General features: G+C 45.6%; 26 protein-coding genes. 9 read left to right on the top strand and 17 right to left on the bottom strand.

The features are described 5' to 3' along the window. Nucleotides 1–294: 294 nt before the first annotated feature. From ACF8D4_RS12365 to ACF8D4_RS12380, 4 genes are all read left to right on the top strand, one after another. On the top strand, nt 295–921 hold the full coding sequence (locus tag ACF8D4_RS12365) for a hypothetical protein (RefSeq protein WP_017789774.1): 627 nt from the start codon (nt 295–297) through the stop codon (nt 919–921). Nucleotides 922–924: 3 nt separating this feature from the next. Then, nucleotides 925–1,173, top strand: coding sequence for a hypothetical protein (locus ACF8D4_RS12370; RefSeq protein ID WP_017789773.1), 249 nt, complete (start codon nt 925–927; stop codon nt 1,171–1,173). A 450-nt stretch (nt 1,174–1,623) separates the two neighbouring features. Next, nucleotides 1,624–2,256: a hypothetical protein gene (locus tag ACF8D4_RS12375; protein WP_023622872.1), complete on the top strand. Its 633-nt coding sequence runs from the start codon at nt 1,624–1,626 to the stop codon at nt 2,254–2,256. A gap of 3 nt (nt 2,257–2,259) precedes the next feature. Beyond that, nucleotides 2,260–2,967: a PIN domain-containing protein gene (locus ACF8D4_RS12380; RefSeq protein WP_023622873.1), complete on the top strand. Its 708-nt coding sequence runs from the start codon at nt 2,260–2,262 to the stop codon at nt 2,965–2,967. Nucleotides 2,968–3,017: 50 nt separating this feature from the next. Here the strand turns inward: ACF8D4_RS12380 and ACF8D4_RS12385 are convergent, their stop codons facing one another. The 7 genes from ACF8D4_RS12385 to ACF8D4_RS12415 form a co-directional block, all read right to left on the bottom strand. Further along, a complete protein-coding gene (locus tag ACF8D4_RS12385) occupies nt 3,018–3,653 on the bottom strand; it encodes a recombinase family protein (RefSeq protein WP_017788969.1) in 636 nt (211 codons plus the stop codon). Nucleotides 3,654–3,774: 121 nt separating this feature from the next. After that, entirely contained in the window at nt 3,775–4,074 is a 300-nt protein-coding gene (locus ACF8D4_RS12390; RefSeq protein ID WP_017788968.1) for a hypothetical protein, read from the bottom strand. An 18-nt stretch (nt 4,075–4,092) separates the two neighbouring features. Continuing rightward, on the bottom strand, nt 4,093–6,873 hold the full coding sequence (gene traN, locus ACF8D4_RS12395) for a conjugal transfer mating pair stabilization protein TraN (RefSeq protein WP_017788967.1): 2,781 nt from the start codon (nt 6,871–6,873) through the stop codon (nt 4,093–4,095). A 90-nt stretch (nt 6,874–6,963) separates the two neighbouring features. Then, a complete protein-coding gene (locus ACF8D4_RS12400; RefSeq protein ID WP_318117241.1) occupies nt 6,964–7,521 on the bottom strand; it encodes a FlhC family transcriptional regulator in 558 nt (185 codons plus the stop codon). Then, the gene (locus ACF8D4_RS12405; RefSeq protein ID WP_000128321.1) at nt 7,511–8,131 is read right to left on the bottom strand and encodes a hypothetical protein; all 621 of its coding nucleotides are present in this window, start codon (nt 8,129–8,131) and stop codon (nt 7,511–7,513) included. The genes ACF8D4_RS12400 and ACF8D4_RS12405 overlap by 11 nt, the downstream gene beginning before the upstream one ends. A 150-nt stretch (nt 8,132–8,281) precedes the next feature. Further along, the gene (locus ACF8D4_RS12410) at nt 8,282–8,530 is read right to left on the bottom strand and encodes a hypothetical protein (protein ID WP_077672958.1); all 249 of its coding nucleotides are present in this window, start codon (nt 8,528–8,530) and stop codon (nt 8,282–8,284) included. 90 nt (nt 8,531–8,620) lie between these two features. Beyond that, on the bottom strand, nt 8,621–8,962 hold the full coding sequence (locus ACF8D4_RS12415; RefSeq protein ID WP_039549275.1) for a hypothetical protein: 342 nt from the start codon (nt 8,960–8,962) through the stop codon (nt 8,621–8,623). A gap of 83 nt (nt 8,963–9,045) precedes the next feature. Between ACF8D4_RS12415 and ACF8D4_RS12420 the strand changes: the two genes are divergently transcribed. Beyond that, complete coding sequence (locus ACF8D4_RS12420; RefSeq protein ID WP_023622879.1) at nt 9,046–9,330, top strand: hypothetical protein; 285 nt, start codon at nt 9,046–9,048, stop codon at nt 9,328–9,330. Here the strand turns inward: ACF8D4_RS12420 and ACF8D4_RS12425 are convergent. Both ACF8D4_RS12425 and ACF8D4_RS12430 read right to left on the bottom strand, forming a co-directional pair. Continuing rightward, complete coding sequence (locus ACF8D4_RS12425) at nt 9,324–12,782, bottom strand: conjugal transfer protein TraG N-terminal domain-containing protein (protein WP_039549272.1); 3,459 nt, start codon at nt 12,780–12,782, stop codon at nt 9,324–9,326. The genes ACF8D4_RS12420 and ACF8D4_RS12425 overlap by 7 nt on opposite strands. Then, nucleotides 12,779–14,149, bottom strand: coding sequence for a conjugal transfer protein TraH (locus ACF8D4_RS12430; protein WP_023622882.1), 1,371 nt, complete (start codon nt 14,147–14,149; stop codon nt 12,779–12,781). Before ACF8D4_RS12430 ends, ACF8D4_RS12425 begins: the two co-directional genes overlap by 4 nt. A 222-nt stretch (nt 14,150–14,371) precedes the next feature. On the opposite strand from ACF8D4_RS12430, the gene ACF8D4_RS12435 reads away from it, so the two are divergent. Continuing rightward, nucleotides 14,372–15,229, top strand: a complete 858-nt coding sequence (locus tag ACF8D4_RS12435; protein WP_017788951.1) for a hypothetical protein — start codon at nt 14,372–14,374, stop codon at nt 15,227–15,229. A gap of 63 nt (nt 15,230–15,292) precedes the next feature. After that, nucleotides 15,293–16,006 (top strand): hypothetical protein, encoded by a 714-nt coding sequence (locus ACF8D4_RS12440; RefSeq protein WP_039549270.1) that lies wholly within the window; start codon nt 15,293–15,295, stop codon nt 16,004–16,006. Nucleotides 16,007–16,048: 42 nt separating this feature from the next. Here the strand turns inward: ACF8D4_RS12440 and ACF8D4_RS12445 are convergent, their stop codons facing one another. The 3 genes from ACF8D4_RS12445 to ACF8D4_RS12455 all read right to left on the bottom strand — a co-directional run bounded on the left by ACF8D4_RS12445 (nt 16,049) and on the right by ACF8D4_RS12455 (nt 16,961). After that, a complete protein-coding gene (locus ACF8D4_RS12445; protein WP_017788949.1) occupies nt 16,049–16,330 on the bottom strand; it encodes a hypothetical protein in 282 nt (93 codons plus the stop codon). 68 nt (nt 16,331–16,398) lie between these two features. Further along, nucleotides 16,399–16,653, bottom strand: a complete 255-nt coding sequence (locus tag ACF8D4_RS12450) for a hypothetical protein (RefSeq protein ID WP_017788948.1) — start codon at nt 16,651–16,653, stop codon at nt 16,399–16,401. Further along, nucleotides 16,653–16,961 (bottom strand): hypothetical protein, encoded by a 309-nt coding sequence (locus ACF8D4_RS12455; protein ID WP_017788947.1) that lies wholly within the window; start codon nt 16,959–16,961, stop codon nt 16,653–16,655. The genes ACF8D4_RS12450 and ACF8D4_RS12455 overlap by 1 nt, the downstream gene beginning before the upstream one ends. Nucleotides 16,962–17,323: 362 nt before the next feature. Here ACF8D4_RS12455 and ACF8D4_RS12460 point away from each other — a divergent pair, with 362 nt between their 5' ends. After that, nucleotides 17,324–17,800 (top strand): hypothetical protein, encoded by a 477-nt coding sequence (locus ACF8D4_RS12460; protein ID WP_017788946.1) that lies wholly within the window; start codon nt 17,324–17,326, stop codon nt 17,798–17,800. Between the two features lie 299 nt (nt 17,801–18,099). On the opposite strand, the gene ACF8D4_RS12465 is transcribed toward ACF8D4_RS12460, so the two are convergent. Continuing rightward, on the bottom strand, nt 18,100–19,065 hold the full coding sequence (locus ACF8D4_RS12465; protein ID WP_001203214.1) for an integrase domain-containing protein: 966 nt from the start codon (nt 19,063–19,065) through the stop codon (nt 18,100–18,102). Between the two features lie 1,010 nt (nt 19,066–20,075). Here ACF8D4_RS12465 and ACF8D4_RS12470 point away from each other — a divergent pair. After that, the gene (locus ACF8D4_RS12470; RefSeq protein WP_017788929.1) at nt 20,076–20,645 is read left to right on the top strand and encodes a competence protein CoiA family protein; all 570 of its coding nucleotides are present in this window, start codon (nt 20,076–20,078) and stop codon (nt 20,643–20,645) included. A gap of 1,201 nt (nt 20,646–21,846) precedes the next feature. Here ACF8D4_RS12470 and ACF8D4_RS12475 read toward each other — a convergent pair. The 4 genes from ACF8D4_RS12475 to ACF8D4_RS12490 all read right to left on the bottom strand — a co-directional run bounded on the left by ACF8D4_RS12475 (nt 21,847) and on the right by ACF8D4_RS12490 (nt 26,669). Beyond that, nucleotides 21,847–22,092 carry a pyocin activator PrtN family protein gene (locus tag ACF8D4_RS12475; protein ID WP_000351061.1) on the bottom strand — a complete coding sequence of 82 codons (246 nt, stop codon included), beginning with the start codon at nt 22,090–22,092 and terminating at the stop codon, nt 21,847–21,849. A gap of 663 nt (nt 22,093–22,755) precedes the next feature. Next, the gene (gene repA / locus ACF8D4_RS12480) at nt 22,756–23,724 is read right to left on the bottom strand and encodes a plasmid replication initiator RepA (RefSeq protein WP_103270986.1); all 969 of its coding nucleotides are present in this window, start codon (nt 23,722–23,724) and stop codon (nt 22,756–22,758) included. A 462-nt stretch (nt 23,725–24,186) separates the two neighbouring features. Further along, the gene (locus ACF8D4_RS12485) at nt 24,187–24,831 is read right to left on the bottom strand and encodes a response regulator transcription factor (protein ID WP_107352376.1); all 645 of its coding nucleotides are present in this window, start codon (nt 24,829–24,831) and stop codon (nt 24,187–24,189) included. 26 nt (nt 24,832–24,857) lie between these two features. After that, nucleotides 24,858–26,669, bottom strand: coding sequence for a PhnD/SsuA/transferrin family substrate-binding protein (locus tag ACF8D4_RS12490; RefSeq protein ID WP_392465637.1), 1,812 nt, complete (start codon nt 26,667–26,669; stop codon nt 24,858–24,860). Nucleotides 26,670–26,844: the final 175 nt, after the last annotated feature.

Genomic DNA, 26,844 nt, shown 5'->3' on the forward strand with positions numbered 1-26,844 from the left:
TTATTATCAAACAGAAAGTTATGCATCATCACAGCGCGCAACTTGAAGCTTATAGAGTCCGACAATATGCTCACACTTGAATATTAACTAGATCTCACAATCATCACATAGGGTATCTATGCTCAGAGTCTCTGTTCACTTGTCGCCTACCTCCCTGGGCATATCATCGAAATACTGTTAGAGATATGCCTCAAGATTAGTGTTTATTTATACAGCAAAATAATTGAATGCTTTGCTTTTGCAGGTTACTCTAAGCACATGAGCAAATCTAACGTATATAGGGTAAGGTGAACGATGGCGAAGCAAGACAAACGTCAAAAACGAGCAAAGCAAAAAGCTAAACAAGCTCGACTAAGTAAACAGAAAGTACGAGATGAAAAAAATTATGCAGACTTCGTTTACATTCAAGAACCGATGCTATCGCTATTTAAATCTCTACCACTTCCGAATGATGACTTTGAATATATAGTACCTATCGTTAATTTTGCAAAAGCGCAGTTCGGAAAAAATCTATATACTGAACAAGCAGTTACAATATCTGCGACTTACCTTTGTTGGGGGCTACACGATAAGTTTACGACCGATGACATCAAAGAAATGACTTATATTCTTGCTGCAAATCCGGATTTCACCATACGCCTAAATAATGCTTTAGAGAAAGAAAGCACACCACAAACGCATAGTAACGAAATGCTTACCGTCAAAACTGAACGACCGTTACCTGAAACAACATATGTATCTACAACACCAAAAGGAATGCGTTTTTACGTAGAAGATGTTATTGGTGAGGAAGACGATGATTTTTATCTAGTGATGCTCATCGATGAAGAAAATAAACACAATATGGATGCTGCTGGAGATGAGTTAACAGCATCAGAATGGACTCACTTAGTTGAGAAATATTCTTTAGTTTCGGAGTAATTTATGTCAGCATCTTTTGTCGTTATAGACGGAGATTTGGATCGTCCGACTCGGTTAAGAAAAGCAATTCTTGGTATGAGTGCCACGGAAAAATTTGCACCTCCGATCACTTCAAAGGATGTTCAGAGAGTCTGGACACAAATTGGTAAATCGGGTTATTGCCCTCGCTCAATTGCTAACATAGCTAATGACAAAGATGTAGAACCTCAGTTATTTGTTTTATTTATGGAATGTCTTAATAGCTACCTTTAGTTGGATTTGCCAGCACCATCAGTAGCCTTTAAATTCGAGCGCTGACAGGCCCCGCTATGGTTTTGTATTCTGAAGTGACTTTTTATTGCAATCTTTACATTAGAAAAACTTTATATAACTTTAATATGCAGTCATCAGATTAGACAGAAAAGGCAGAGTTGTATGACTCTGCCTTTTCTGTCTAGTAGAAGTAAGATCCTAGCTTAACAGTACCTAAAATCGTTCAAACTAACGTTACTAACCACTTTCTCACGTCAGTTCTTGACCGCCTGAACCTAATAGCAGATTATGAGACTAGTTGGCCAGAAAGGTTTACACAGACATTCGCTGTAAGCTGTTGAATTATAAACTCTAGTTACAACAGCATTAAGAACTCAATGTCTGTGTTTTCTTAAAGATTATTAAGATATTGTAATACCTTCTGTGAGTTAATTCATATTCGGAGAGAAAATGCAAACATTTAAAGATGTATTTATAAAGCTTGATGATAAATCAATAGTTGATTTTATTTCAAAAGTCACTGATAACGTGAAATCTTATTGGAGTCGCTCATATGAAAGTGAAGAAAACTCTAAATATTTAGGTGAAATAGCTTTTAGCTTTAAAAGGTCAGGGGATAGTATTTTACCTGATGCCGGCCTAAGCATTTTTCAGAAAGAAAATAATACTTGGTATATTCCTAACGTTGTACCTTTAGAAAAAGGACAACTAAGCTATGACGAATATAACGCAATAATTACAGATTTCTATAACTCATGCTTAACACCAGTTGCGTTAGAGTTAGATATTGATGTCGAAATAACTTCGGATTCCTTAACAGCAGAAGATGTTGTAGGGACTAAAGCAGGAAATTTACTAGAACAATTTTCATCTTTAGCAAACAAGTCAACAGGAAGCTCACATCCTAGTGATCAAAAAAGGTGGTTCGCCTTTATTTTGGAAACATGTAAACAGAATAAATATGTAAATTCTTCTGATCTAGCCCGAGTGTTATGCGAACAAGGTTGGAGTGAAAATTCAGCACAAAAGCTGGTGATAGAGTATGAATTTGCAAGAGATTTAATAACGTACATGGAGCAATGATTCATGTATTTATCAACAAGAAAAGTTAAAGATGAATTGTTGGAAAATGAACAACCAGTGTTATTCTTCGACACATGTTCAATATTAGATATTTTAAACTCTCTTCATTTACATGGATTGCCAGATTCTTACGCAAGCAATATGCTTGAACTCATAAAAATAAATGAAAAGTCATGTTGGTTAATATCCTGCCAAAACGTTAACGAGGAGTGGGCGGATAATATTGAAGTTGTTCTCTCTACCATGGACAAAGAAATAAAAAAATTAGACCGTAGTATAAGTTCGATAATTAATGTGACAAACTTGGTGTTAAATACCAATCACTCTATGCCACCAAAATTTTCAGATCTAAGCATATCTAGCAAAATAAGATCTTTATCTGAGCATTTTCTAAAATCTTGTCGCAGTATTGAGAGAACTAATGATCATACACTGAAAGCTATGCAAAGGGTTCGCAAACTAGAAGCTCCAGCTAGGAAAGGAAAACTTGAACCAAAAGACTGCGAGATTGTTGAGTGCTTTTTAGAATTATGTCAAGAGTTAAGGGCGGCTGGTTTCAATGAAAAAATTATATTTGTCACTGCGAATAAAGATGATTTTGGGACATACAACAATCTGAAATCACCACTTGATACTCAATTTTCTTCTCATCAGGCAATATTGATCAATAGTGTGGAACATGTACTTGCAATAGCAAAAGGGCAAGCATAATAAATATCGGGGTCTGGAGCCCAATGGAACGAGAGCATGCATTAAGCTTCTTACCCCACTGCTCGCTCACTTGCCAACTTCTTAGCAACCCGAATTACCGTACGATCTGACACATTAGTCAGTTTGGCCGTATCACGAATACTCAGCTTGTTGATGACTCTTAGCTGATAGATGCTTTCGTGTAGATCTGCGTCAGCCTGTCGTCCTCGGTATTTCCCTTCCTCTTTCGCCTTATGAATTCCTTCAGCCTGACGGCGGCGGCGATCTTGATAATCTTTTCTCGCGATAGCGGCGAGCATATCCATCATCATGCTATTTATCGCTTTGATCATCGATCCGGTAAATTCATCAGTGATTTGGGGAGAGAATGCAATATGGCTAGTTGGCAAATCCAGGCTAATCACTTTGAGCTGTTTTTCGTGCAGCATTTCTTTTAATGTGAACCAGCTTTTCTCATCCAGACGAGAAAGCCTGTCTATCTGTTCAATGATGATTGCATCGCCTTTCGCAGCATCATCAAGTAAACGAAGAAGTTCAGGTCTTTGCAGCGAAGCTCCTGATTCATTTTCGATGTACCATCCAGCGATACGAAATCCCTTATCCTGTACAAACTTCTGTAAGGTACTCTGCGCTCGTTTTGCATTTTGGTCACTTGTTGATGCTCTAAGGTAGCCAAATATATACATAATCTGCCCTAAGTGACATTTAAGTTATGATCTAATGTGGTGTGACATATAGGTTATGACGAATATATCAAAACTGCCACTTTTCACCTGTGACCATAGAGTATACCTAAATGTCACATTATTAATCTTCTAACTTTGTGATTTTCCCCAACTCAAATGAACCATTTTCCAGCGCTTTCCATTCCAGTTCGTCTCCTTCCCCCCAACCAACTTGCTTCAATAAATCGTTTGGCAACTCAATAAATGCATCGCCTGTCTCTAAGTATTGAACGGCTACACGATAGCGAGCCTTCTGCTTACCCATCGTGCCTACCCTCCACTCTGAACGGGATTTGTCATAAATACGCTTTGTATATAAGAAGATCCCTCCAACAATAGCGATCACAGTTAACAAACCCATGAACCAAATCCAAAGTTCCATAATCCCTCTCCCCGAACTCTAATTACTTGCTCCAGTATCAATCAAAATTGAACTAGTACTCTCTCGTCGAATACGTTCTAAATCGACCCCATCAAGCCTTTTGTGTGTTCTTTCTACCGCATTCAAACGAGTGCCATCGGTATTAAAAATACTCCCAGCACCAGTTAAGCTATCAAGGTCAATCGCAGATGACTCTGGAAACTTACCATTCGCCTGTAACAATCCTAACCATTCATCGAGGTTTACTTGCTCCCAGTCAACCTCAGCCAAACGGTTCAAAGGAATGCCGTCACATTGAGGAGTCTTCGCAGAACCCCAACTCAACCCCAACTGCGGTCTGATTTGTTGCTGGATAATTTTTGATAATGGCGAACTGAAACAACAGTAAGTTTGGCGCTTCTCGATACAAGCACCAAGCACTTTTGTTTTGCAATATGACCCAACCTGATGGCAACTATTCAAAGCTCTTTTTGCATTAAGCTCAAATTCTTCTTCTTCACATTTCCACACAATCTGAATGATCATCATTGCCACGACGTAAGCGGTATATGCGGCCATAATGCCGCTGAGCATACTCGCCGCTTGTTCTCCGACTATTTGTTCCATCATCCCCTCGGGTGCATCAACAGCAACACCTGTGCTCCCCGTAGCAGATGCATTACCAAGAGCCTTACCTGTAATTTTGGCGATTTCATCCTTTAACGCTTGGATAGCCTCTTTAGCTAAGTCGGTTATTGGCTTAGTAAAGTTATCAATAGCACCTGTAATATTTTCCATATAAGACGTGAAAGGTTTCGTTATCTCTGTCCACCCACTTATAGCAGGATCACGGATAGCCTGATATGCACCTTTTATTGCACTGCCATCTTGAAGAGAAAGAATTGCACCGTCCAGTTTCGGCACTGACATGATAAGTGTGAGATAATCCCCCATCGATAAGCCGCTAGGCTTTTCACAACAATCCTGAGCGCCGCCAACCGCTACCTTACACTCGCCTTGATCACCGCTAAACGCTTTACAATATGTGTTGTTCTCTCCTGTAATATCTTCACAGCTCATATCCTGAGTCATGAACTGTGCCGCATTTAACAATGCAGAAGCTCTTGCAAAATCAGCACTCTGAGTTTTGTTTATATCAAGGCAATCATCCCCCATACATCGGATTGGCCCACCACATGAATACTCGGTTTCTTTTTCTAAGCTAGGTACTTCTACATCGTAACCACAATCATATTTCTCTTCATGTACATAACAGTTACCTTGTGAGCCTCTCGCTCCATCAACACACTCTGAGCTAATGAAACCACATTGGGGGTTATCTTCATATTTTTTACACTGCTCAATATCTTGGTAATTTTCCAGACATTGCTCGTTGCCATCTTTATCGAACCAACAAGTTCCTTGCCCCTGGTTAAATGAACATTCTAATTGTGAGACATCTACTCGTGCAGCTAACTTCGGTACATTGGGCAAAGGCGGTTCACCAAGTAAATTATAAACAGGATCGCCTTTACATACTTGGAAGCCAGAAAGCATTACGCACGTATCATCATTAGATGGTGAAGCACTATAAGAACCCGTACAGAACTCCTCTAATGAAGCAATCCCATTCTCAATGCAACTTTGAGGCGTCCATCTATCGGAGACAACGGTAAGATTCTGCGCAAACTTTAAAAGTAAAGGCCCTGAGAAGTAATCAGCTAATGGTGTACCAATGCTCTTTACTTCCCCACTGTTGTGAAAAGAAAAAAGCTCTACTTGATTTGAAGCTAGTGCAGAGATTGCTGCTGACTTATTTCCAGCGGAATCATCGTTCCCCACTAACACAAGAACCTTTCGAATATCCCCTCCACGCCATTGGTAATGATTCGCAGCCCATGTAATAGCATCAAATGGGTAAGTAGGTGCGCTAGCTGCATTCACGCCATCTAGCCAAGTTTTAAAAGCGTTAAAATCCGGAGTCAATTCCACACGATTAAAGATATAATCACTGTGCCTGTAAACAGCACCTCCAAGCCTTAAATCATCACTACCATCTTGTGTTAGCAATTGAGCAAAAGCCCCTACGTTGTTCCTTAAATCGTGAATGACCCCACCCATTGAACCCGAATTATCAATAAGAAAGACAATATCAGCTGGCTCTGCGGCAATCTCTATCGTATGAGTGATAGCACAGTTACCTTTAGGCTTATACAGTCGGTCACATGTATAATAATCAGGCACATGTGACTTAATGGTTTTATCTTTGATAATGGTTTCAGCCGAACAATCCCCAAACCCCTCGGCTATTATGTCGATATTGTCGTAGGTCTCTCGGCTAAGATTCATCAACGGATCATTGCTGAAATCGGGCTTGGACTGGTTCGTGGCATCGAGGAGAACCTTATAAGCAGCTCCAGAAACCGAAGGGTTATCGCTGTTAGCATCATGCCACAGGGAGCTTTTAGTGTTGCTCCCTACATCATCCATCCCATCACTGGAGTCCCAGATATTTTTCAGCGCGTCCACATTAGGTTGTGTACCGTCTGCAAAATAGTCACTTAACGGATCATCGTTCTGGCCTGATGTGCCAGGGAAAAGATCATTCACATTGATGGCTTCACCGCCGCTAAAGTGAACATTGCCAGCCTCATATGAGGGCTGCTCAAACTCTGCGGCCATTTCAAGACCAAAATTTTGAGCTTCTCGACCAGTCTTAGCAGGATTTGTTGGTTGATTTGTATATCCGTGGGTTGGCAACAGTGACATTGTGACAATAAGCACACACGAGATAAACCTTGATGTGGGGTGATGAACCATAGACGATACCTCCGTTTTCAATGGTTCATGCTATTTCAGTATTTAAAATTCTTACGCACCTGTAATTGCCCATTTGGGGTGTATTTGGCATCAAACTGTCGTAATCGTTGCTTCTTTTTTTGTGCTACTAGCTTGTGGTGAGCTTAAGCAGAAAGGGCAATTCACAGATGTTCGTTGATTCACTGATGTAAAGTAATTGCACTTACAGCTAGGACATGTCTCTATCATCGCTTCACCAGACCGCAGCTCTTGGGCTAAACACCATGCGTCTGTAATATCTAGCATCTGCCAGCGCGCTCCATGCATACCAAGCGTTTCACTTCTGACTGCGCTGTAAAGTTTATACGCAGAATGAAGAGTATTGATGTTGATAGATCGCAATGCTGCTTTTCCTGTGATATTAAAATAGAGCTGCATTAGCAGTGATGCTTCTATCTTTGAGGTGTGACTATGGATAATTGTTGCACCACCACGAACTTTGTGGCTCTTCCTACGGATCGTAAGTCCTTCATCTTTGAGTTCTTTGTATAATCTGCGAATCTGCTTATAAGTGAGCCCGGTTTCGATCATGATAATTTGGCTTATGTAGCCTATGAGTGCCATATTCCTAGCTATGCTCCATCGTGACAAGTTACTGTTACAGCTCATATCTGCCTCCAGTGCTTAAAGATTGTTGATGTTTTTTTAAGATGAGATGAGTAACGTGGCATTCGTCACTCTCCAGAATTTCTTTCACCAGTTCGGGAGAGAAACGGATTACAAATGGCATATCCTTGTCACAGGCTAAGCTACGAAGCTGGTTGTCGGTGGCTGCGGCCACCGATTTGGTTAGGGATGTAGTTACATCAAATATCTGGGCTGCTATGTCCGTATTGTCATGTGCTATTCGGCCCATGAGCAGCCAATAGGCGGAGCTGAGCCCAGCATCCTGATTATTTATAAGACTGACGTGATCATAGTGACCTTCTAGGTACTCGATGTAGTCCTTTTCACAACCAGAGAGTTTGAAGGAGATTATGGCACCAGATGACAACAGTTTGAGTTGACTTTCGCTTGCCGAAGCCAAAGCGGCCACAGTATCCAATGGAAGAGAAAATTGCTCGGAGACTTCTTTCGGATAAAGGCTAGACAGGCTTTTCAAAAGCGTCCATAGGCACAGATCAAATTCAAATACGTTTTCATTAAATCGGGCTACACCAAAACTCTTTTGAGCATGATCTATCATTTTCGGAATCAAGGAGCTGCTATTACATGTCATTGAAACGCTCTCCTCTATCAGTTTTTTCTGACTAAGCTAGGACGAGCAATAAACAGTGCTGTAACAACGGCCGGAAACGCTAGTGCATATAACCATTGCTTTGTCTCAATACCGCTGAATGTTACAGTTGCTGCTACACCCAGCGTATAGCTAACTCCTACCCAATAAATTAACCTCTTCATTATTTTCATCCTTTAGTAATACGACAAATTTTTCACACCCTAGCTGTTCCAAATATTTTTTAGCTGTCTCAATTTTCAATTCGCGCCTACCTCCTCTTTTTGAAATAAGAATCTCAGCGTTAACTTCAATCTGAAAATAGTTTTTTCTGACTTCCCTCAGAATTACAATTTCAACTTTGTTCTGACGGAACATTTTTAATAAATCAACATGTTTCATAAACAACCTAAATATAAATTTATACCTTCCCGTTTGGGGGTCAAGTGGGGGAATCAAAAAACACACATGATATTTTTTCATGAAATCATTTTATGGTCTTTTAATTTTATAGTCTGACCTTATTTTGTCTCTTAAAGCTAAGCATTCTTCATTCTCTTTCACTATGATGAGAAATAATTTCTCATACTCCTTTGAATACAAGAGAAAAGGATTCCGTCTTTGTCCAGCGATGATAGTCGCCCGAACATGTATCATCGACAATATAGACTCTGTTTTTTCCAACATAAGCTCTAGGGCTTTCCCGCTTGCCACAATCACTTTTCCCTCATATTCAAGCGATACTCTTCCTACAAGCCAAGGACCTCTCCCCCTAATCATTTGTATTTTAAGTTCTTCAAGTAAATAACCTAAATCTCTATTTTTATTCATCATCTAAATTCCTCCACTCGCATTGACAAAAATAAATTCCATGTTAAATGTCAATTAGGGACATCTAAATTAATAGGGGATCAGTAATGTTCAGAGAAACAATTAAGTTTTCAGCCTTCATGGCCGCTTTGTTCTTTTGTGTCAAAGTAGCCGGAATTTTTGGTCTGATTGTTTTAATCATTGCCGTGTGCTTCTATGCCCAATGGCTCAATGGCCGCTCCCCATCTTCAACACTGAATATCAATAATGTTGAAGATAGAGACACAACAAACAAGCTTAGAGACACTCAATCCTACTCATCAAGCTACTGTTACGGACCGAATGAGCACCCATACGATCCGCACATTAGCTCGGTTGAACGAACCTACTGACCTCTGCTTACACTCATATATCGCGCCACTGGATTAAGATACCCAGCAGCTTGATCTTTACCCGCGTCTGCGGAAGTCTGGATGATGTCGCTCATACGGTCAGCAAGTTCAGTGTCGCCAACCTCAGTTCGCATCTGCTCCCTCAAGTTGGCGACTTGCTGATCATCCCCTGTCAATGAAGCCGCGAACAACTGAGCACCTGTTTGATTGAGCCCGGCTTCGGCCCCGGCAACCGTAGCCATACTCCTAAACTCATCACCATATTGCTCAACAAACTGTTCCGCAGCTTCAACACTGTGTTCACTAGCAGCAGCCAATGCTGACGCAAAAAACATCCCTCTCTCCTGGAGACTCATTCCTTTAGCTGCTTCGGAGAGATCCGATTCACCAGTCAGCCACTCTTTAGCTGCGTTGTATCCTGATACGCCCGCTCCCATAATACCGCGACCAAGGGAAGCCATTCCTGTTAATGCCTTACCTGCAACCCCCCATTCCTGCTCAACGTATTCATCACCACGCTTAGCATCTTCAATGAATTGATCACGCTGCTCAGAGGTCATACTGGCAAGACGCCCCATTGAGCTTCCAAAATTATCAGAGAAGCCATCTACAGCAGCTCCTGCTCCACCAAATAATTTCTCGATAAATCGGCCAGCTCCTTCGGCTGTAGCGAAAACCTGAGATGAAGTTGAGGGAGCAACATCATTAGCCATAATGCGGTTGCGTAGCTCCCCTAAACGTTGCCCTGTAAAATCGCTCCGATTTTGACCGTGTTGCGCGTTTACGTTATCCAGGTTCTCACCGTGAGCGGCATAAACATCGCTATCTCCTCCGGGAAGATCCGTTTTAGGTTTGGCTTTCTGCTCAGCTGTCATCAATTTAGGGGCGTTCAAGTTTTTCTCCCCTTGGGTGATTAGTGTGCTATCTATTTGGGGAGCCCCGCTATCTAAATGGCTGTGCCTTTGCGCCTCACTGGCATTTGCAATCGGGTTTTTAGCTCCAATTGTTCCTGCAACAATTTCCGCTGCCTGAGTTCTATGTTGCAAATCTTCTGAGTTAAGCATCGCATACAGAGCCCCACCCACTGAAGCCCGGTCTCCGTCCATACCAAGACCTTTATAATGTCGTGCTCGATTAGTTGCGGCCTGGCGTAACTCACTAGGAGCCTGCCGCATGTATTGGCTCAAATTCGCCATTGACGCCTGATCACTCAAAACCGATCCAGCAATAGCTTGCATGTCTGCTGACGTCACACTGCCCAGCACTTCTTGAGCACTTGCTAATCGCTGATAGGTATCCTGAGCAGTCAGCATCTGGGAGGCAGTATGAGTCAGTCCACGACGCTGATCCTCACCAACAGACTCAGTAAACCGCTGCGTTTTATCGTCACTAATCTGATTAGCAACATCATTGGTCAGTGCTGCTGTATCATCCTTGGAGAATCCAATGTCATTAGCAATTCGATCCAAATCCTTCGTCATTTGAGTTCTTGCGGCAGTTGAGCGGGTTTCAGCATTTGCACTGAGGTCTCCTCTCATATCTACAGGATTTTCTGCTCCAGCCGCTTTAGCAGCTTTTCTGGCAACCGAACCAGCTGGCCCCATTAAAGTTGAAACCAACTTTCCTGCATCCACGCCAGCACTCATTCTGGCACCAATCGCACCAATAACTGCGTTGGTCTGAGATCCATCAAGGCCATGCTCTTTAGCGTACTGTTGACCAGCATTCACTATCGCTTTGGCTTGACTGCTATCAGATGCCCTCAGCATCTGCCCAAAACTCTGGAGTCGTTGATAGGACTTGTCAGCACTATTCCCAGAGAAGAATGAGTTCGAGAGCTGATTCTGAAAAGCGTCTTGGGCAACCGCAGCTCTTGCATGTCCACTGCTTACCATTTCAGAAGACATTTTAGAGAAATTCATTTTATCAATTAGGCCATTAGCACCTCCCTGTAAGCCGCCCTGAAGAGCATTGAAAGCGTGGGCTGGCATTTGTTGGGCTAACGGCGCAGGTTGCAGTAAGTCAGGGGAAGAGATCTTCTCATTGATATGATCACCACCACTCATGCGGCCAGCCAGAGAGTTCAGTGAGTAAATTGACCCAGAAACAATGAACAAAGTAAGGACTGGTATGGCAGAAGCCATCATTCCACCTACAGCAAGATCATTGCTCATCATATCCGTTACGTGAAGAATCCCCTCGAAGCTTGTTGGATCACCGCCAGAAGTGATGTAGTCCTGTAAGGAGGCAGTGCTGCGATTATAGATAAAGAGATTCACCACTGCCAAAACGGGCATCCATAGCTGAATCCAGATCAACGTCATAAAGTATTTAAAGACCAGTTGAATCCCCATCATTCCCAGCACGATGAGCAGCCCCATTAGCGGCACAATGGCGTATACCAGAGCTTCGATAAATGTCAGCATCGGCCTGACAACAGTAGCAAATACCGATTGCTCCGCAGTCCACTGAGTATTTCGCTGCTGCACCGCCTGCTCAATCATCAGTGAGGCAGTGCCTTGCTGTATGGACTCGTAATATTGCCCCATGCCCTCGGTTAGCACCGGGGTTAGGATCGCTGCCTTAAGCATGTCAGAGCTAATGATTCCTGTTGCCGACAGGTCATTAAGCGCGTTGTTTGTTTCCGCCACAGGATTAACGCCACTTGTACCAGCGACAGTCAGACCCAGTAGGTAATTGATCGATTCATGAGAAGTTCCAGAGTCGAATGCCGTATCCGTGGCAACCATTAGATCAGTCCAGGCGTCAGTACAATTTGGAGTTGTCGACCCACTAGGTGACACAAAAATCTCAGTACCATAGACCGTTGACGAAAAGCGCAATGCCTCGCGCCAGGTCAGATTCTTCAAATTCGATTCGGATACGTCAGCCAACTGATAACGGATAGCGGTACAGTCAGCAACGTAGTTTCGCCAGCTACGCTGCATGTCTGCTGAGCCACCTCCGACAGCACTATCCCAGCTAGCCCAGAGTGCGGCATTTCCCGCAAGCTGGCGTTGTGCACTGATCAACTCTAATGAGGACAGAAACCCTTTCCGCGTTATCTGAGGTGTAATAGTCGCAAACCCGGTCTCGAACTTGTCGGTCAGGACATAGCCGATATTCGAGATCATTCCCCCAATCGCGGCTGGTCCCAAGGGTACGTTGGCAACAACACGGACATCACCAGTGTAGGCATCCTCGATTTTGACCAGAGCTGATGCCCCGAAAAACATTGCATATACAATCCAGCCGATAAGCACCTGCTGGATCTCAATACCACGCCCTCCCTGTACTACCCCCTTAACGCACACAATAACCACGGACACCAGAAGACCGATGGAAGCCATTTTAGTGAAGTCATTCGTCCCAGTGATCATCGCAACGGCAATCAGTACCTGCTCTAGTAGTTCCGAATCACCGATGCTATAAATCGTAAACTCAGGCATCATGCACCTCCCCTAGAGCTGGTGAGGCTGAGACGTTGCGCCTGAACATTTTTTATGATTTGGTTGTAGCGAGTCACAATCTCACTGACTGAACCGTACTGCTCGACCATCTGCCGATGTTCGTTCTCGATGTTTATACGCGCTCGCTCTAACTGACCCATTACCTCATTTTTATGCGGTGAGTCGGCATTAGATACTGCTAATTCTGCCGCGGAAATCATCTGTGTCGCTAGGTCGTACACGATCGCATTGGCAATAACAGTAGCATTTTCATCTGCAAATGAATTAGCAACACTGTCAGAAAGAGCAGCCAAGTTACGAATAATTGTGCCTACTGAGGCTGGAAGGTTTGTGATCAGTGCTTGCTCATCGGAAGTGATTGGACCAATATTACTTCTATACTTGAAAATGATTCCTGGTCGAGAATCTGTTCCTGTGAGCGCTTCATAAATTTTTTGACGAACGCTAGTTAAGGTGACAGTTTGTCTCGCTGGAGCCAAGCAATCATCGTCACAGTCATAGATTTTAACTTGACCGCCGCCTACAAGATCTGAAAGGGAGACTAAGCCTCCTGGGAGGCGTGAGACAGGGTTGGTATCACCTCCACTGGCATCTGCCACCAAATCGCCAACAATCACCGAACCAGTAAGTGAAAGCATCGCCTCAAGCAGGGCAGTGTCACCATATTGAAACCAGGTACTTACAGAGTTAACTTTCAGTTGCTTCCAAACAATATTACCGATCATTTCTTGATATTTGGCTGGATCGTTATTCTTCAATTTCCGTAGTGGAGTTTCCCCGTCTTGTTCTTGTACCGAACCGAACATATCGTCATAAAGCCCAGCCCCCGTTGCCTTAATAGATGCCTTGGTTTTATGCTGAATATCAAATGCTGACGTCGCGTCATTAACAATCCCTTGCGCCAATTGGCAGCTATTCGCTAAGTGCTGGTTTAATGCTTGAACCTTTTTCTGAAAGTTCTCCATCCACTTCGCTCCATCCGGGAAAACGTTATCCAGAGCCAACTGGAACGCATAACCTTTTGCGTTGGCCGCAACTGCTCGCATCATCGTGACTAGCTGCTCAGCGTTAATAAATGAGAACGACCCGCCAAACATATCAACCCCACCACATCCCGCCTTCCAGGATGGTGGAGTAAAGGAAACAAGGTTCTGCTCATAGATGCGTGACTTAACTGTATAGCGCCCCCCAGTGAAGACTCCGCGACGCTGTGACTCATGAACACCAGGCAAAGTGGTATTGCTCATTTCATTGAATAAGCGATCCATTTCAGACTGTAGTCCCCCGGCGGAAACCGGGGCGGTTACTGTCGATGCAGCGATAATCGCCGCCAAAATTGTTTTCCGCATAATAGAAACTCTCCATCCGACTTTGAGTTTCTATTTTCTCAATCATTAGCGCTATTCCTTAGCGCTCTAATTGCCCACTTTGGGAGTAATCGGGATTAACTTTAAATTGTTCTTTCGTGACAGGTTAAAAACATTTGAAAAAGCCACTTTCTTAGACTTGCGTTTATGGTTTTCCATGAGATGTTATATATGAAACAAATCTCACCAAATGGAGAATGACGAATGAACCAAAAATTGACACTGTTATTATCAACTATCATTTGCAGCCTTTTTTTAAACGGCTGCGCTGTATCACCAAAGCAATACGATACACAACAGAGTAGAGCACTAAACATTGCTAGAGCTGGCGGGATTTACGATCAAGATTTACAAGACTCCTCAGATGGTACTAACTCCTACAAAAAATCACTTTTGCTTCGCGCACTAAATGCAACAGCCCTACTAACTTCACTCGATGCGCCATTGTCTGGGATGACTGGCGCTCAGACTCTAGCATTCAATGCAGGAAATATCATGGCGACACCTGATAACCCGTCCGCTCGCCCATCGTTAATGGCCTGGATGCCCAAAACAGAAGCTAGTAATAAAGATAATGCACGTATCAAATTCGAGGAACTTGTGGATGCAAGCCTAATAAATACAGCCCAGAATATGGGAATAATCGTTGAAAAACTGGCCGACAAAGGTATTACGATGCCAAAACTGAATGGCTGGGATATCAATATATGGACAGTGGATGCGCCTCAGTTCGGCTGCAAACCTGAGCATTGCGTAATTGCAACTCACGTTGCTCGGATAAATGATTGGCAAACACCTGAATTTATCACTTCTGGGCCAGGTGCAAGTTTTATTCTAGATTCTAATCACCCTAGTCAATACAGCCGAATTATTTTCCAGCAGACAACTGAAAAGGTTTCCTTTCCGGTCGATGAATTCTATCGGCAGTTAAGTGCCAGCCTCCCTGCATGGTCAGCTATGTACTTTCCTCCCAATACCGTGTTTAAGGATGGGCAAACACTACCTTACCCGGTGCTTTATGAACATGGTCAACAGCTTATGTTCGTAACTCCTCAAAGCTAACTGAAACCATATAAGGGCGGAACTGGCGACGATGCATACCAGTTCCTCGATGGAAACAAAACTATGATGACATTAACGACCGTATCAGAACAACTCAGTAGTACCCAGAGCCGAGTATTTTGGCGTGTGGGTACCCAACGAAAAGGCATACTCAATGTCACCCTCGATTTTGAAAACGACGATAGCGCCTTACTCTGCGAGCTATGTGCTATCCGCCACTTACTAATTGAGAGCCAAGTGTTTGGCCGTGTGCCAGGTACAGGAAAGGGCTACAAACTGGTTGTATCAAAAGGTGCAATTAAAAAGCTGGCACGAGGAAGATCCGACAAGAAGTACGCCCAAAAGTTTGCCGCCTTCCTGCAATCTCGCTTGGCTGGAGTGCTGATCGAGGTCTCTACTAAAACGGAGTTCATGGCCGACACCGAAAAGGAGGCAACAGAGCAACTGCTTGCTGAACGTAAACGCTACGCAGGCACCTTTGATGCTATCGAAACACCTGCAATGGGCACGGTCTTGGTAACAGATCACGCTGTATCACGATACAGTCAACGGATCACCTCAGGTAAACCCAAAGCCCCGTGGCTGTCACTGGTCAAACGCATCCAGAACCCGGAGCTTCGCATTTACCCTCTTGCGGAACGAGAGCGCCGTCGTAAAGCCAAGAAATATGGCACTGCTGATAACGTGGAGGAGTGGGGGCACCCGAGCAGTGAGTTCCACTTCCTAGTACTGAACGATCAGGGCACCAGAACACTCGTTACCGCCTACAAACGCTAGACCAGAAACGAAAAAAGCCGGGTTTCCCCGGCTTTTTCAAGATCAATGAACAGTTTCATCGACACCGAACGCTTTCTCCCAGGATTCACCACTTTCAGCAGCATCTAGGTCGATAACGAATTCCAGCTCGATGCGATCCAGTTCCAGCGACCGCATTTCACATTGTTCAGCAACCAGCTCTCGGTAACGGTTTTCAGCTTCATCGTGAGATGTCGCTGAAATCGTCTCTGAAAACAGTTCCTGATGTTTGTGAGTGTTGAAAGCGTAAAATATGGTGCCAACAACATCGTAGTTGCGCGTAGCGCATTGAGTTTGTACCGACATAACAGTCTCCTAATACGGTTAGGCCGGGAATCCCCACCGGGATTTTCCCGGCAAGGGTGCTGTTTGATTTAATAAATTACTTTATCGACCAACGCGCCAAAAGCGGCCATTGCATCAATATACGAGTCATAAGTACGGTCAGTGACCTGCTTAGGCAGGCCGTACTCATCTTCATAAATCCCCAAGAACAGACGTCCATCACTATCAGGAAGCGGAGAGACTTGATTGAACAAAGCGCCAATCTCGTCTCCAGTTGCTTGTTGATAGGTGGTTTTCATCATATCCAGAGCAGTTTCCTCAGTGATCACATCGAACAGGCTCATTAGCATACCTCTAGGCAGCGGTTAAACGCTGATAAGCGGCGTGGCTCACGACCAATCTGGCCGTCGATTGGCGCAGACTCGATGAAAGCACTAGGCGTTTTGTGAGTTTTAGGCTCGCGGCTGAGCCACTCACCAACAACCGAGTTGTCACTCACTTGGGTAGGCATGACGGCCTTTACAGGCCGCTTCTTAGAAAGACCTAACGCAGTTTTGAGCAGATACAGCATTCCGCGAGCAAGCAGGGTTGCTGAAGCCGCAAATAGTGCGACGGTAACGATCATGACTAAGAAGAAAGTGGTTGCAGACATAGCTTCACCTCATATTGTTGAGGGAGCTATCCCCACATGGGATTCGCTCCCGAGTGGGTTTAAAGTTAATTTGCTGTTTGTTTCTGGCGACCAGCTATCGCACTTATCAGCTACAAGAGCTGAATAAGCTTCCAAGCTAACAGGCTGTTCTACTTAGACAAATCGCTCCAACTGCCCTTTTGGGGCGACAAACTGTTCAGCATCCCTCCCCCAAGAAAGCGATTAACCCCATTTGAACACCAATTACGTCTCAGCTCAGTCAGAACAGCGACTTTCACATGTGAAAGTGAATCCAGTCCGTCATTGAAATCAGCAACTTTACCCTCCATATAACATAGGGATAATTAACCTCTGGAGTACCTATGACCGACAATACAGTAATGGAAGCACTGTTCATCCAGCAGCGCCTGCAAATCATGAATCTGGGCGTGCATCATGACGAGTTTTCTGACTCTTACCTGCACGCTTGGGAGTCTGGCACTTATCCGCTCCTACAAGACACCGATGGCAGTGTGATCAGGATGCCTCATGAACCCTATGCCGAGTTCTTCAAGACCCCAAAAGACAAAGTGCAACGGCTATTTGATCGCTTATGTACAGCATGGGACGCCAAAGAAGAACTGACTTTCTATGCCCTGGAAGATGAGCTAGGCGTTCACGGTGGCTATGGTAGTGAATGGGATCGCGTCGACCTCATCAAGATTTGCCGTTACTTGTACCTGGAGCGTTCGTTTGACGAAGAGTTCTGGAAAACTCTGATCACACCGATGGAACACCCTTCCGAAGCATCATCGATCCTTCGTGAATTTAACCGTGAGCGTGACATCTACTTCATGTAATCAATTCACAGTTCCGGAGGTCTCGGTGGATCTCCGGGGCGCTTTAGCAGCACCTGCCAGAGCACACGAAAAGCATAAAAGTGAGTCGCCAGTGTTTTCTGTGTCAGATCTGACTTTCTGGCATAGTATCGGTGGATGTGTGCCCGACCGATTTGAGGTGGCGTACTCACCCCTGGTTCATTGGCCGCAATGTCATTGCACGCATTTACCAGCAGCCGGATCTGAGCTCTCCTTGTCTGCTTACCACCGTGGCGTAGATATGAATGCGACCGTTCTTTAATCCATTTTTCCATATCCGCTCACCCCAAGTACGAATTTGTCACGTCGACACGACCGTGACCCAGTTCTCTTGCTATTTGCATCCTGACCTCACGATCAAGAGACTTTGCTGTTTCAACGCTAATTCCCTTTTCTCTGGAAATATATTTATGATGTGCGTTGCCATGTTTTATTCCCGCTTTGACTGGACATTTCACACCAGATAATTTCTCATACCTATTTTGAGCATACGCATGACGCTCACCGTGGAATTTAACACCCAATCTTGCCGCTTCTTTGTAAGCATCCTGCCGAAACTCTTTATAGCTCTGTTCGGCTGGGATCATACTGCGACCATTTTGAATATCCCTGGCATGTTCTAGCGCTTTAATTTGTGATTGCTCAAAAATAGGAACAAAACGAGGGCGACCTCCTTTCGTTCCGTCTCTTATTTCTACACATCCTTTACTCTGGGCTTGAGCCAGAGCTTTATCTGCATTCAATTTTGCAGACTCTTCAAACCTGAGACCTAGTTCTCGTTGCAAATTTAACAATGCTCCAGTTCGCTCAGTTGCAATGTAAGTTGCTTTATCGTGACGCTCCTGAGAAATACTTTTGTCCCCTTCACTAATGCCACTCCGCTTAGGTAAATCACCTTGTTTTACTGGATCAACACGAACCTTATTATCTCCACGAGCGATTTCCATTACTCTATTAACCGCACTTAAATAGTTTTGTGCAGTTGATGCTTTTATCTCACCATTTTCAAAGCGATCTCTTAAATGATCCGCGTACTGCATTAAGTGTGAAACTTCAACTTTTCTAAGATCTTTAATTCCCTGTTCAGCTTTGACCCAGGAGCAAAATACATTCCAGCGGTCATGGATCGTGCTAATAGACTCAAATGACTTGTACTCTTCTTTCAGCGCATTTAACCCGGCATAGCCCATGTCACGACTTTTAAGGCCAAAGTTTTTGGCATCCGGATTCGTTCGTTCACATCGCACTGATGCTCCCCTCTTAGTTGTTCTGTCCTCATTAGCCATGCCCCTAACTGGTGTTAAGTGATATGCAGTTTTTGATGGCAGCTCTGCGTGCTGCTGGCTAAGCGGTTCTCGCCGCTTCAAAGGGCAGATAAGACGATGCCCACGTCTACTTTATTACGACCAAACATTGCTATGGCAGGGGCTCTGCTCTCAACCGTCTGGCCTGCCTGAAATGGCAAACTGACGGCAGATCCGGCTGATGTCATCGTCTCTGATTCCTTCCCAATACTGGAAAGGACCCGGCGAAGCCGGGATTTTTCGCGCGTTTTCCCGCGCGGGTCGAAAGCCTAGCGCCATTGAGGCGCAAGGCTTTCGTCGGGTGGCTAGCCCCCCCGTCTCTGTTCCCTGACGGTAGACAGAGACGGGGGCGAAGCATCAGCTCCACAGCAATAGCAACATCAGTTACAGGTTGTTGCTCAGGAGGAGATCGAGCACTTTTGACTGGCTCAGGAGGGAGCCTAGAAGCTGGGACCTTTGGTTGATCGCAGGTAAGAAGCATTGTGCTGCGCAAAACGCATACAGCAATGCAGCAGCACAACGCTGCAAACAATAAGAATAGAAACATGATGTTTCCTCCGTTCTGTTAGATTTCAGGCGGAGGAGTGCCCTATCAGGGGTCACATCCCCCAGATGGGTTAACTATGTAGAGCCATTCGGCTGTAAGTATTTTGAAGTGGTTTATGCTATTTCTTGGTAACGATGACTAGCTATCAACGACCGACTTTGAGCGGTATTCCATCTTTTATGATAGTTTCGTTAGTCTGTGTGTCAACTGCTATCAAAAGAGGCTTTTTAGGTTGCTTTTCGACGTAATTTTCAGTCCTATCGTCACAACTGTTAATCCAAAAGCAACTTTTCGAGGGCTCTCAAACATACACATACAAACATACCTGTTGCCTTAATCAAAATACTATCTTGAGATAGTATTTTGACATGAGAAACATGAAGCTACGCTGCGAAGGAAAATACATATGCCGTTTATTGGACATGACACGATTAATGACAAACGTGTCAACATCCTTAACTACGAAGACCCGAGAGCAATATTTAAACGAGGTCAAATAGTATGTCGATACTGTAAAGAGGAATTGGTGATCAGAGGAAACTCTAGAATAAGCGTACCCAAAATACACTTCATGCACCTATCAAATGAGTGCAAAGGAGAATACAAACATCATCCAGAAAGTCCCGAACACTTATTCTTTAAAGAGCTCCTTTCAAGGGACTTAGCCAAAGATCTTGATGAGTATAGCAATGCACGTGTAGAGCTCGAATGTCCTGTTGAATCCATAAAGCGAATCATTGATGTTGCTTTTATCTTCCCTAATGGATGGGTTGTTGCCCATGAAGTTCAGTTAAGTGCGATCACACCCAATGAGTTAGAGGAGAGAACGAATGATTACAGAAAAGCAGGAATTGACGTTACTTGGTGGCTTGGGAAGCAGGCAAATACCCAAAAAAATCGCCAATGGTGCTACGAAAAACTGGGTGAGTGCCACACCATTGATTACGAAAAGCTGGTCGAACATTCAGCCAAGTGAAAAAGCTGTGAGATATGGAAGCTCTGAACCTAAATTTTTCACCTCCTTTTGGTGGTCGCTATCGATTGAAAATTTTAGCGAATTTAATTACCCAATGCTCCCTGCGGATAGACAAAGAATGCCGAATCAAACAATGCTCTCTTATACACTCATTCACCGCTTACTATTTGCTACACTTCAATGCTGGGCTACAACATCGTCAATAGAAAAATCGCGATTAATGAATGGGATAGGAACCCCTAAAAGCCAAGCGCAAGCAGCAGCCCTATTAGGAGCTTGGGAAGGTGTTGGATTTTTAACGAAAGAAGGAAAAGGAAAAACAGCATCGTACAAGATAGTTGATGGCTATAATGCAGGAAATTGGCCAGGAGCCACAAATGAGCAACGAAAACAGTGCTACCAAAGAATACTAAGAAACATACCATTGGGCATAAATCTGAATGCAGTCAAAATAAGGGCTGTATGCTTAAAGAAAATAACTTATGAAGCCGCAGACTTTACTCTTTAACGGTAAAGCTTGAGCTAGAGAGCAAGTCAAGTAGCTCAATTATGAGCTATTTTATAAAAATTTAGGTCATTGAAACCTTGAAGCCATTTGCTATTTATTACACAGGCTATGATTGATAGAGGTGATAGCTTGAAATACAACGCAACTCAACAGTCTTTTCCCCCTAATCTTGATATGTGGCCTGTAGGTTCGGCAGAACGCTTAATACATGGATGCTGGCTGTTGAGCATTATGAGGCTCCATACGTTCACCAATGAGTGTGGCGAAACGCTCCAGGAAACGTACAATGAAATTAATCATAGAATAGGTGTAAATACGGTTTACATTGACCTTCTTACCTTAGGCGAGAATTATAGAAATGCGTCACAAATCTTAAATATCATCAGGAACAATGAACAACCGACTTGGGTTTGGTTTACCAACTGCGACGCTCTATTAGATACTTCGCTTGCTGGTTGGCTACGATCGATTCTAACTACCTGTGATGTGGAGCATCTAAGAGTGGCTTTTCTTCTCGATAACAAAATGCAATACAGGAGCATCTTTCAACATTATTCAGCACCACTTTACAAAAGTACTACATATCTAGTTCTTAAAGTGAACTAAAGCTTGTTGAAAAATACTGTTTATTTGGAGTCTCTGTAATAGCCTCATCCCTCGTAATCAAAGAAAATTTCAATCTAGTTTTCGTATTCACATGTTTACCTCTTTCCGTTTTTCATCGATGTAATTAGCTAAGTCAATTAAGCTAACTAAATACTCCGCCTTTTGCGACTCACGCCAAGCTGGGATAGGTAATCGATTTGCCGTTGCGCGATCTTTCGCAGTACGTGGCGCTAAGCCAAAATATTTCTCACATATTTGTCCTAAAGGTACAACTGGTGTATTAAATTCCGCCATCAGTAAAAAAAGTGTATTCATAGAAAGACCAATATCCATTCCTCAACTAAACGCCATCATTTTCGTTTATTTCAACATGCGAGACATACCGCGGATCTGCCCTTTCTAGGCACTTAGAGACGTTTTTTAAGTGGAAAGCCTGTCAAGGGTTCCAGTGGCCGTTCTCCGGGCTTTAAAGCGCCAGCCTTGCCCTGCTATGGAAAAATGAACTAAACGCGCTCTATGAGCTAAAGCGGCCACCCCTTGACTGGATTGGAACGTAATAGCCTTGACTTAGGAGGTTGGCTTTAGGCCGAAGGCCGCGCCATCCTCCTGAGTCCCCGGCGGCGAGGGGTTCCCCCCTTGGGGGGCGGAGGGGGGTATCACTGGCCCCTAGCTTTAGCTAGGAAATGGCCAGGCATTATTTTCTTTTCCTCATAACTCACAGAAAGTGAGATATAGAAATATATATGTATTTATTAGAAAGATATGAAAGAGCGGGTTTTGCGCATAACTTCGTTATGGTCGCAGATAAACTAATCTACCCGCTTGCAGATAAGAGTGGATAACAAAAATAATCCACAAGGAAGGCCGCAGAAAGCCCCTGAGCGCATCAATAATAAGAGGGGGTAAGGTTAAAAGGTGGGGAGATCTTGCCGGATCTTGGCTTACAGGAACGACAAATGCCGGGCATGTGCCCGGTTAGGTTTAATCCGATTGGATTTATTGAATGGTATCAGGTGGCGGGTGACTAATGCCTATATCCATGCTGTTCAGGCGTTCCCAAACTAGCTTATTGAACTGCTTACTGCTTAGCTGGGCAAGCTCATGGGCAGGCATAGACTTGGTAAGGGCCGTAGCCACTTCATGCTTGCGTTCGTCCAAGCTCTTGGATGCCAGCTTGTTGCGGCGGCGTTGAGCGCCAGCGTTCTGCTTTCGGGCATCCCATGCACGTTTGAAAATTTGTTTACGCTTACGGTTACGCGCTTCTCTTAGGGTGATAACCTCGCCCGCCTCAGTGAGTCCGCTATTACGCAAAGCCAGTTGCTCATCAGCCTGAGTGTAAAGTTTATCTAAATCAGCCCCCGCAAGGCGGTAAAACTCGCTAGTAAGCACCAGAACTTTAGGGAACCAAAAGCCATTAGCCTGATCCCATACCATGCCGCTTTTCGGGTTGGCTTCATCACCATCAGCGTGAACGTAACAAAGGCCAAACGGGATCATGACTTCATCAATGAAGCGGCTGATCCGGCTTACGGTCACTTTGCTTTCAGTGATGTATTGCTCACCTGTTTCCGGGTCTGTTACCCACATTTTGGATAGTTCGGCGGCCATATCTTCCAGATCGAGTTCCACGATACCTGTAGCCAGATCATGGCGTGAAAGCAGCATTTGAAACATCGGGTTGATGAGGTTACGGCGCACGTCTTTGAAGTCACGCTGACGGCCTGCGGCCTGACGCAAGTGGACAAAGTGAGGATCACGGGAAATGTCGCGCTTACGACAGAAGTTGAACGTTTTACCCAGCTCACCCGGTAAATTCTTCCAAGATGCAGGACGGACGTAAACGGGCTTTGGGTTTAAGCAACAGGTGCTGTGAGTTCCTCTCTTGCGTTTGGTACTTTTACAACACAAGCCATTGGAGTGAGAGCTCGCTCCCCTTCCTGCTAATTTTACGTTATTAGAATACACCTTGGCACTTCTCCGCTCTGGAGAAGTAGTGCAATCTCAACAAATTTGACTTGTTAAAAATCCACATTTTGCTACACTAATCCTCGAATGAAAGACTAAACCCGCGAGGAGCGCCAACTCCGTTATCAGCGGGTTTTGTTTTATCTGTCATCAAGTTTTTGATTAGCGTAACTATCTGTCCCACTTTCACATGTGAAAGTGAACGTGCCCCCCTATGTGTCCCTTAAAAATAAAAAACACAATCATTTCAGAGCTTTAATCAAACAATCACTCCCATCCAGCATGGGGGCAATGGAAAAACGGCGGTTGGCATCGATAGGGCTTGGCATTAACGGATCCGGTACGTAAAAATGGGCCGCTATTTTACCCTCTGTGGCCATAAAACGACAGCCGCAGATGAATCCCTCTCATAAGCCCCTAATCAAAGGTCATTCTGTTGCCGCCGAAGACTTTTGACCCGAGTTAATCAAACTCGGTCTCTATCCCGGCATAAATCAACAACATTTCAGCCAGCGAGCTCACCTGCATGCCCTTCATCAGGTTGGATCTGTGGATCTCCACTGTGCGCATGGCGATACAGAGTTCGTCGGCTATTTGCTGGTTCTTATAGCCCTTGGCGATGAGATGCAATATCTCTTTCTCCCTCGGAGTCAGCGCCTGGTAGATGCCTTGCAGCTTTCGGCGTTTGGCGATTTCGGCAGAGTGACTCAGCGCCTTGGTGACCGCCTCTGCGAGGCGAGCACCATCGGCGGGCTTTTGAAAAAAGTCCACCGCGCCGGATTTAAGCGCATCCACCGCCAGCGGCACGTCGCCATGGCCGGTGAGAAAGATCACCGCCAGCGGGCTATTACGCTCGTTGAGCAGCTGCTGCAGCTGCGCCCCACTGAGCCCAGGCATACGCATATCGAGGATCAGGCAGCCGGGCAGATCCAACAGCTGCGCCTTGAGAAAATGCTCTGCATCTTCAAAGGCCTGCACCTCAAAACCATAGCCTTCCAGCATAAATCCCAACGAACGCCGCACCGAATCATCGTCATCCACCAGATAAACTGACTGACGCTTGTCATCGGTCGGTGAACTGTTTTGGGCAGCAAATTGTCCCGGCATTTTTCTTTCTCCTTGGCAAAACGAGTTTAAGCCAGCACCACTGTGACCAGACAACCGCCCTCAGGCGGCTGCAGCAGACTGATGCTGCCGCCATGGCTCTCGGCGATTTCGCGGCAGATCACCAGCCCCAGCCCCAGGCCATCTGTCTTGGTACTGGTAAAGGCCTGCATCAGGCTCTTGCCATCCTGTTTAAGCCCAGGGCCATTATCCTGCACTTCCAGCAAGAGCTTGCCGGGCTGGGATTGATAATCCAGCCGCAGCGCAATAATTCGCTCGGCTTTAGGCTCTTCAGCCAAGGCTTCGATGGCATTCTTAAGCAGATTCAACAAGAGTTGCTGCATGGCGACCGTATCCAGTTGCATGGGGCTTTCTTCGCCGACAATCTGCCAATCGACGCGGATCGCTTGTTTCTCCAGTTCATGCCCCAGCAGAGTCAGCGTCTCGCTCAGCAAGGGGCTGAACGGCTGCAACTGTTTTTGCGGCGGGCGCTTTTTCAAAAGCCCCCTGAGCCTTTGAATGATACCGTGGGCGCGGCCCACTTCCGCCTGTATCTGTTCCAGTGCCAGGGGCAACTTGTCCAGTTGCCCCTGTTGCAGCCTGACACTGGCGCCGTGGCAATAGTTGCCTATGGCCGCCAAAGGTTGGTTCAGCTCATGGGCCAGGCTGGCGCCCAGTTCACCGGCCACCGCCGCCCGCTGGGCATGTTCCAGCAGACTGAGGTTTTCACTCAGTTGCCGTTGGGCCTTGGCCAGTTCCCGGCCGCGGCGGCTGAAACTGTATTCGAGCCAGAAGTGATAACCGTTGAGCAGCACCAGCAGCGCCAGCAAGCTCCAGCCCCAATGACTGTGGGCCTTGAGCCACTGCAGCGCCCTTTGCCACCAAGGCGCCTGCAATGGGTGCAGGTCCAGATCCTTGAGCAGCTTATCAATGGCCAGTTGACTAACCGCCGTGGTCCACCCCAGCGAGCCGGACATTTTGGCCGCCTCACTGTCCTCCGGCAGTGCCAACAAAGCCAGGGTCAATTGCTTGGCCAGCCCCTGGCCGGCACGGCTGGTCTTGGCCATGGACCAGTTGGGATAGAGGCGGGTCGACACCTCGCAGGCAAACCCTGCCGGCGCCTGGTTGTCCAGCACCCGATAGTGCCCGGCATCGATAAGCCCCTCCGCCGCCATCTGCTCCAATTGGCAGACTGGCACCACGGCGGCGTCTATGCTGCCATCGCGCAGGCGATAGAGCAGATTATCCAGCGGGAATCCCAAAGATTGGATCTCGGCCACATAGCTTGGCAGGTCTATCTGCTTGAGCCGCGCTTCATACACCAAGGTCAGGTAGCCGCCGAAGGCCTGGGTCGAGACTATCCCCAGGCGCTTGTGCCTGAGATCTTGCAGATGTTGCAGGCTGGACTCGCTTCTTACCACCAGCGCCGAGCCCACCTGCATCGGCTCACCGGCATTGAGGCGGCTCTTGAGGGTCGCCAGCCAGCTTAAGGAGTATTGCCGCGCCAACAGCACAGATTGGCCCGGGTTGGTGATCACAAAGTCCAGCTCCTGGGAGGCCACCGCCTGCGACAGCTGCTCCAGCGTCAAAGGGTGCAGGCGAAAGTAATATCCCGGGATCTGCTGCTCGAGCCAATTCATGGTGGGTTGCCAGCGGTTGATGCTGTCGCTGTAGCCCCGGGTAGCCAACACACCTATATCCACCACCGCCTTATCGGTCAGCGCTCCAGTTGTTATGGCTGGGCCTGATAGCGGCAACGGCTCAGTCGCTGCCGCAGCTGACGGCCAATGGCCGAGCAGTACAGCCGCAAGCAGATAACACAGCAGATACAGGGTTCTCATCTCTTGATTTTGGCTCCGGTTAGGAAATCTTGCGGCCACAAGCGGCTGGGTCAGCATCAGTCTGCCCGCCATTCTAGCCTCAATTTCTTGCGCTGGATCAATAGCGGCCCCGATATGTGGAAAACCACTATAGAGACCAAGGGCGCCAGTTGCCGAGAATACAGGCAACAGGAGC

The organism is Shewanella sp. YQ_9 (assembly GCF_043103185.1).
Classification (GTDB): Bacteria; Pseudomonadota; Gammaproteobacteria; order Enterobacterales; family Shewanellaceae; genus Shewanella; species Shewanella algae.

Bases quoted from the DNA above. Each gene is read 5' to 3' on its own strand.
- ACF8D4_RS12365 (WP_017789774.1), top strand. From the start codon at position 295: ATGGCGAAGCAAGACAAACGTCAAAAACGAGCAAAGCAAAAAGCTAAA.
- ACF8D4_RS12370 (WP_017789773.1), top strand. From the start codon at position 925: ATGTCAGCATCTTTTGTCGTTATAGACGGAGATTTGGATCGTCCGACT.
- ACF8D4_RS12375 (WP_023622872.1), top strand. From the start codon at position 1,624: ATGCAAACATTTAAAGATGTATTTATAAAGCTTGATGATAAATCAATA.
- ACF8D4_RS12380 (WP_023622873.1), top strand. From the start codon at position 2,260: ATGTATTTATCAACAAGAAAAGTTAAAGATGAATTGTTGGAAAATGAA.
- ACF8D4_RS12385 (WP_017788969.1), bottom strand. From the start codon at position 3,653: ATGTATATATTTGGCTACCTTAGAGCATCAACAAGTGACCAAAATGCA.
- ACF8D4_RS12390 (WP_017788968.1), bottom strand. From the start codon at position 4,074: ATGGAACTTTGGATTTGGTTCATGGGTTTGTTAACTGTGATCGCTATT.
- traN (WP_017788967.1), bottom strand. From the start codon at position 6,873: ATGGTTCATCACCCCACATCAAGGTTTATCTCGTGTGTGCTTATTGTC.
- ACF8D4_RS12400 (WP_318117241.1), bottom strand. From the start codon at position 7,521: ATGAGCTGTAACAGTAACTTGTCACGATGGAGCATAGCTAGGAATATG.
- ACF8D4_RS12405 (WP_000128321.1), bottom strand. From the start codon at position 8,131: ATGACATGTAATAGCAGCTCCTTGATTCCGAAAATGATAGATCATGCT.
- ACF8D4_RS12410 (WP_077672958.1), bottom strand. From the start codon at position 8,530: ATGAAACATGTTGATTTATTAAAAATGTTCCGTCAGAACAAAGTTGAA.
- ACF8D4_RS12415 (WP_039549275.1), bottom strand. From the start codon at position 8,962: ATGATGAATAAAAATAGAGATTTAGGTTATTTACTTGAAGAACTTAAA.
- ACF8D4_RS12420 (WP_023622879.1), top strand. From the start codon at position 9,046: ATGTTCAGAGAAACAATTAAGTTTTCAGCCTTCATGGCCGCTTTGTTC.
- ACF8D4_RS12425 (WP_039549272.1), bottom strand. From the start codon at position 12,782: ATGATGCCTGAGTTTACGATTTATAGCATCGGTGATTCGGAACTACTA.
- ACF8D4_RS12430 (WP_023622882.1), bottom strand. From the start codon at position 14,149: ATGCGGAAAACAATTTTGGCGGCGATTATCGCTGCATCGACAGTAACC.
- ACF8D4_RS12435 (WP_017788951.1), top strand. From the start codon at position 14,372: ATGAACCAAAAATTGACACTGTTATTATCAACTATCATTTGCAGCCTT.
- ACF8D4_RS12440 (WP_039549270.1), top strand. From the start codon at position 15,293: ATGATGACATTAACGACCGTATCAGAACAACTCAGTAGTACCCAGAGC.
- ACF8D4_RS12445 (WP_017788949.1), bottom strand. From the start codon at position 16,330: ATGTCGGTACAAACTCAATGCGCTACGCGCAACTACGATGTTGTTGGC.
- ACF8D4_RS12450 (WP_017788948.1), bottom strand. From the start codon at position 16,653: ATGAGCCTGTTCGATGTGATCACTGAGGAAACTGCTCTGGATATGATG.
- ACF8D4_RS12455 (WP_017788947.1), bottom strand. From the start codon at position 16,961: ATGTCTGCAACCACTTTCTTCTTAGTCATGATCGTTACCGTCGCACTA.
- ACF8D4_RS12460 (WP_017788946.1), top strand. From the start codon at position 17,324: ATGACCGACAATACAGTAATGGAAGCACTGTTCATCCAGCAGCGCCTG.
- ACF8D4_RS12470 (WP_017788929.1), top strand. From the start codon at position 20,076: ATGCCGTTTATTGGACATGACACGATTAATGACAAACGTGTCAACATC.
- ACF8D4_RS12475 (WP_000351061.1), bottom strand. From the start codon at position 22,092: ATGGATATTGGTCTTTCTATGAATACACTTTTTTTACTGATGGCGGAA.
- ACF8D4_RS12485 (WP_107352376.1), bottom strand. From the start codon at position 24,831: ATGCCGGGACAATTTGCTGCCCAAAACAGTTCACCGACCGATGACAAG.
- ACF8D4_RS12490 (WP_392465637.1), bottom strand. From the start codon at position 26,669: ATGAGAACCCTGTATCTGCTGTGTTATCTGCTTGCGGCTGTACTGCTC.